Annotated in this window: 1 protein-coding gene; it reads left to right on the top strand. The window is 66.0% G+C overall.

Annotation, left to right across the window (positions count from 1 at the left end):
* Positions 1 to 5399: filamentous haemagglutinin family protein (locus tag AB4Z37_RS32840; protein ID WP_441520856.1), on the top strand; the 5399-nt coding region annotated here is incomplete at both ends.

The raw sequence follows: 5399 nt of genomic DNA, 5'->3' as shown, positions 1-5399 counted from the left end.
CCGTATCTGCCGATCGATGCCGGCCAACTCGTGATCAATGTCATCAACAGCCTGTCGCTGCCAGCGGCTGGTGGCTTCGGGAATTTCACCACCCCGGCAGGCGGCCGCGGCGGGCAGGTCGATATCGTGGCGTCCAATCTCGAGATCCTCGCGGATGGTGGCACGGCATCGCCGGGCATGACCGGGCTACGGGCGAGCGCGCTCGATGCCATCGGTGCCCAGAGCATCCTGATCGGCGGCACACGCAGCCTCAATGGCAACGTGCTGACCATTACTCCAGTGGCGCAGAGCCTGCAGATCGACAGCGGCGCGGTGCTGACCGCGCCGGAGATCATGCTGACGGCAGGCAATACCATCACGATCGGCGCCGGGGCGCGGATCGACACCACATCGTTCGGCGCGATCCCGACCTTGTTCCCGAACGATCCGAAGACCGGCAAGACGCTGGGATCGATCGCCCTGGCGAGCCTCAGCGGCGGCAGCGCGGGGGCGTTCGTGCTGGCCTCCAACGCGCCGGTGCTGCCGGTGACGTTGCCGCCCGGAAACAGCGGCGTGAGCACGCTGACGATCGGTGCGGGCGTGGACATTTTCGCCGGTAGCCAGTTGGCGCTGAGCGCGGCGAACACCATCACCGTGGATCCGTCCGCCAGCTTCGCCGCGCCGACCGTCATGGTCAGCGTGCCGGTGATCAACTTCGGCACAGGTGGTGCTTCGGGCTTCAACCTGACTGGCAGCCTCCTGGCGCAGCTGTCCGTTGGCGATCCGCTGCGTCATTTGCCGGCGACCACGAACCTGATACTGACGGCCGCGACGGCGATCAACGTCTATGGCTCAGTCGATCTCGGCGACCTTGATCCGGCGACCGGTCAGCCGCTGCTCAGCGGGTTGACCTTGAGCGCGCCGGTGATCAACGGCTTTGGCGCCGCCGCCGATCGCGTTCGGCTGCGGGCCAGCAACATCACGCTGAACGGCGGCGCGACCGGCGCTGCCGCGACCGGCGGCGGACAGGGCGCGTTCGAGATCGATGCCAGCCAGCTGACGCTGGGTGGCGGCAGCACGCTGGCGTTCGGCGGCTTCAACACCGTGACGCTGGCGGCGACCGGGCAGGTGATCGCCGGCGTAGCCTATGCGGGCCCGCTCTTCAGGGGGATGATGCAGAGCATTGGCTCGGTCTCATACGCTCCCGGGCAGGTGATGCCCGGCATTATCAATGTCAACGGCAACCTGACGATCGCGGCGCCGCTGGTGACGGCGCAGGCGGGGGCTCTGACGCAGCTCGCTGCCACCGGTACGGTCACTTTCGCGGCGCTGCCTGGCAGCCCCGTCCAGCCGGTCGTCTCCAACGGCGCGACGCTGTCGGTCACGGCGCAGAGCATCGTCCAGGGCACCACCATCAACCTGCCGTCCGGCGTGGTCAACTTCACTGCGCAGAACGGCATCACGCTCCAGGCCGGGTCGGTCACCAATGTCGCCGGCGCGGTGACGCCGTTCTTCGACGTGATGCGGATCGCGCCTGCCGGCAACGTGACGCTGCAGACCACGACCGGCGATGTCGTCGTCGCCTCCGGCGCCGTCGTCGATCTGCGCGGCGGCCGGCTCGCCGCGGTGACGCTGCCGATGCTCGATGCCGTGGACTCCGACCAGGGCGGCAACGCCGGAACGCTCACCGTCGTTGCGCCGAACGGAACCGCGCATCTCGACGGGCAACTGCTCGCCAGTGCCGATCCGCGCTATGCCGGTGGCAAGGCGAACATCACGGTCAAGTCGGGTGACGCCGGTGCGCTGCTCGGCAGCATCGCTGGCTTCTCGGGCAAGCAGGCGCTGACGCTCACCACCGGTGACATCAATGTCGGCAGCATCACCGCCCGGGACGTCGAGCTGACCACCAGCAGCGGCAGCATCACCGTCGCCGGCACGATCGACGCCAGCGGGCCGAGCGGCGGCACGATCCGCCTCACCGCCGGCGGCAACCTCACCCTTGCAGGCAGTGCGGTTCTCAATGCTGCGGCAACTGACGTCGCAGGCTCCGGCGGTAATGTGTTTCTTGGGATCGATGGCAACAATGGCGGCAAGTTGTCGCTTGCCTCCGGCGCGACCATCAACGTGTCGATCCCCGGCCTGAACAGCAGCTCGTCAAGTGTTGTTAGTCTCGGAGCCAGCTCCCAGACAATCGCAACGTTCGTCACTCAGCCGAATCTTGCTTACTCATCCGGCCAGCAGGTCACAATCATCGACAACAAGAATCCTGCGGTGGTTCTGACCGGCATCATCAATTCTTACGATCCGGCCAGTGGAGCGCTTGTGGTCAATGTCGCGACCATGAGTCCTCACCCGCCGAGCTTCCAGGACAACAGCTGGAGCATTACCCGTCAAGGCGGAGGCCAGGTTTGGTTGCGTGTGCCACAAGTGGTCAATAACGATGGCACGACCGGCGTGCCGGTCATCAACAACGGGGTCAGTGTCGTCGGCGCACGCGAGATCGTCGTCGAGGCGGTGAAGGTCTACAACGGCAGCCTCAGCGACGGCTTCGCCGCACCAGTGAGGTCGCCGGACGGCAGCATCTTCGCCATCGCAGCGCCGCTGCCGGCAGGCTCCGGGTCCGCCACGCTGCGGCTGGTGGCGGGCGCGGATCTCACGAGCGCAGATCCGCTCGGAATCGTGCCGGCCGTGCTGCGCCCACCCGCCACCGCGGCCAATCCCGAGCCAGGCTCGATCATCCTCTCGGCGAGCTATCTGATCGACGCCAATGTCAACGACAGCGGCATCGTTGTGCAGATCCCGAGCGTGGTGCGCACCGGTGCCCGCGATATCGAGCTCGCTGCGGCCGGCAACATCGACATTCAGTCCGCGTTCGGCATCTATACTGCAGGTGAGCCTATCGCGCCGGATTTCACTGTGCCGGGGCGCCCCCTGATCCTTTCAAATACCGGGAGGGCGTGGCGGCACCCCCTCTACAGCGATTATCTCGGCTATGGTTTTGATATGAATTTCCGTCGCGTCTCGTTCGATAAGATCTATCCGGCGACGGCGTTCCACCCGAGCTACCAGACCGGCGGCGGCAATCTCACGGTCAAGGCGCAAGGCAGCCTGATTGGCGCCGACACCAGCAACAACGGGGTGACGAGCTACGCGGCGACCGCCCCCGATGTTTACTGGCTGTGGTCCGAAGGGGCCGCCGCCACGGCGTCTCCGCAGGCCAAGGCCAGCAGCCCGACCTGGTTCATCAATTTTGGTACCTACTTCCAGCCCTATCTCGACAATCCATTCGATTCCCCACCGTCGGTCGCCGCCTTCACGGGGCTTGGCGCGCTGGGGGGCGGCAATGCCAGGGTGACGGTTGGCGGCGATCTCAGCAACGTCGACATCAGCGTGCCGACGACGGGGGGGCTGACCAGCGCCCGCACCGTGTCGGTGTATGGCGGCGGCAATCTCTCGCTGACGGTCGGGGGCAGCATCAGCAATGCCAATCTGCTGGTCGGGAAGGGGACCGCCAATATCCAGGCGGGCGAGATCGGATTAGCCGCGATCCCGCAGCAGAATATTTATAGTCCGATCCTGATCGGACGGGTCGACCTGCTGATCGGTGATGCCCAGTTCAATGTGGTGTCCCGCCGCGGGGTCAATGCGATCGTCGGCGATCCGACGCGGGTGGAGCGGACGCCGGATCCGAATAATTCTCCTATCCTGGGGCTGCAGGGGTATGATCCGAACCACGATTTCGGGCTCGGAGCGGGGCCATTTGCTCTTTTCACCAGCATGACGGCCAGCAGTGCGTTGAGTGAACTCGCACAGGCCGGCGACATCACGGTGGTTGGTGATTTTGCGCCGCCCATCTTCGAACTCACGGCGGCCAGGGGCTCGATCCGGGCCGGGTATGCCGGTACGAACGGCTACTATTTTCTGGCGTCTTTGGCGGCGCCGACCGCCCGGCTCGATCTTCTCGCGCAGCAGGACATCGCCCAGTTCGGTGTCAGCATGACGGCGGCCGATCTGATTGCCCAGATCAATGGCGCCTCCGCCCCGGCGGGCTTTGATTATGCTGCCCAACTTGCCAATCCGGGCATTTTCGACCAACACGGCTTGGGGATGCCGTCGAACCTCGTGCAACTGGACGATCCCTTTACCGTGCACGTTTATGCGGTCCAGGGGAGCCTGACGAAGGTGGCGGTGGCGACGTCCGAGCGGGCACAGGTGCGGGCCGGCCTCGATATCGTGCAGCCGATCCTCAACATCCAGAACGCCGGACCAGGCGACGTTTCCCTGGTGCAGGCCGGCCGCGACATCGTCAGCTGTCAGCCCTGCAGCATCAGCTACCCGGACACCTTCAATATCCGTGTGGAGGGCCCTGGCTCTCTTTCCGTTCTGGCGGGCCGCAACATTCTCGCCCAGGCGGGAGCTTACGGCACGCAGGGGCTCGGCATCACCTCGGTCGGCAATGCCGACAATCCGCTGCTGCCACCGACCGGTGCCACGATCGGCGTCGCGGTCGGTGTCGGCGCCGGCGGTCCCAATAACGCAGCCTTCATCAACCTCTATCTCGATCCGCGCAACACCGATCCGGTGACACAAGGCTACCTGGCGCAACTCGTCGACTATATGGGCCGCATCGAAGGCGTCCCCGTCGGCCGCGACCRGGCGATCGCTGATTTCCGCGCCCTCACGCCGGTTCAGCAGCTKCCGTTCATCGAGCAGGTGTACTTCGCCGAGCTCAAGGCGGGCGGTGAGGCCGCCGCCAATGGCAACGGGGCCGGCGGCAAGGGCTATGATCGCGCCTACCGGGCGATCCAGACCCTGTTCCCGGGCAGCGTGATCGGTGGCACGACCACCGCCTATGCCGGCAACCTGTCGCTGTACCARCTSGCSCGCATCCGCACCGAGCAGGGCGGCGCCATTAACATCCTCGCGCCYGGCGGCGGCGTGGCGCTCGGCATCGAGAACCAGACGCCCAACCTCACCGGGCAGGCCGACASCGCACGCCCCGGCCTGCTGACCCTCGAAGGCGGCGACGTCAACATCTTCACCGACCGCAGTGTGGTGGTGGCGCAGTCGCGCGTCTTCACCGAGCTCGGCGGCGACATCCTGATGTTCTCGACCAATGGCGACCTCAATGCCGGCAAGGGCAAGCAGACCTCGATCGTGACGTCACCGCCACTGGTGATCTACGACCGCTACGGCCGCGCGACCAAGACGCCGAACACGCCGCAGAGCGGCGCCGGCATCGCCACGCTGATCGGCGTGCCCGGTGTGCCGCCCGGCAATGTCGACCTGTTCGCGCCGCACGGCACGATCGATGCGGGAGAGGCGGGCATCCGCGTGTCGGGCAATCTCACGCTCGAGGCGCTGCATGTGCTCAACATTGCCAACATTCAGGTGCAGGGCGCATCGGTCGGCGTGCCGGT

Source organism: Bradyrhizobium sp. 2TAF24 (genome assembly GCF_052115025.1).
In the GTDB taxonomy this organism is placed as follows: domain Bacteria; phylum Pseudomonadota; class Alphaproteobacteria; order Rhizobiales; family Xanthobacteraceae; genus Bradyrhizobium_A.
The sequence above is the reverse complement of the archived record's forward strand: the minus strand, read 5'-3'. Positions and strand labels throughout refer to the sequence as shown.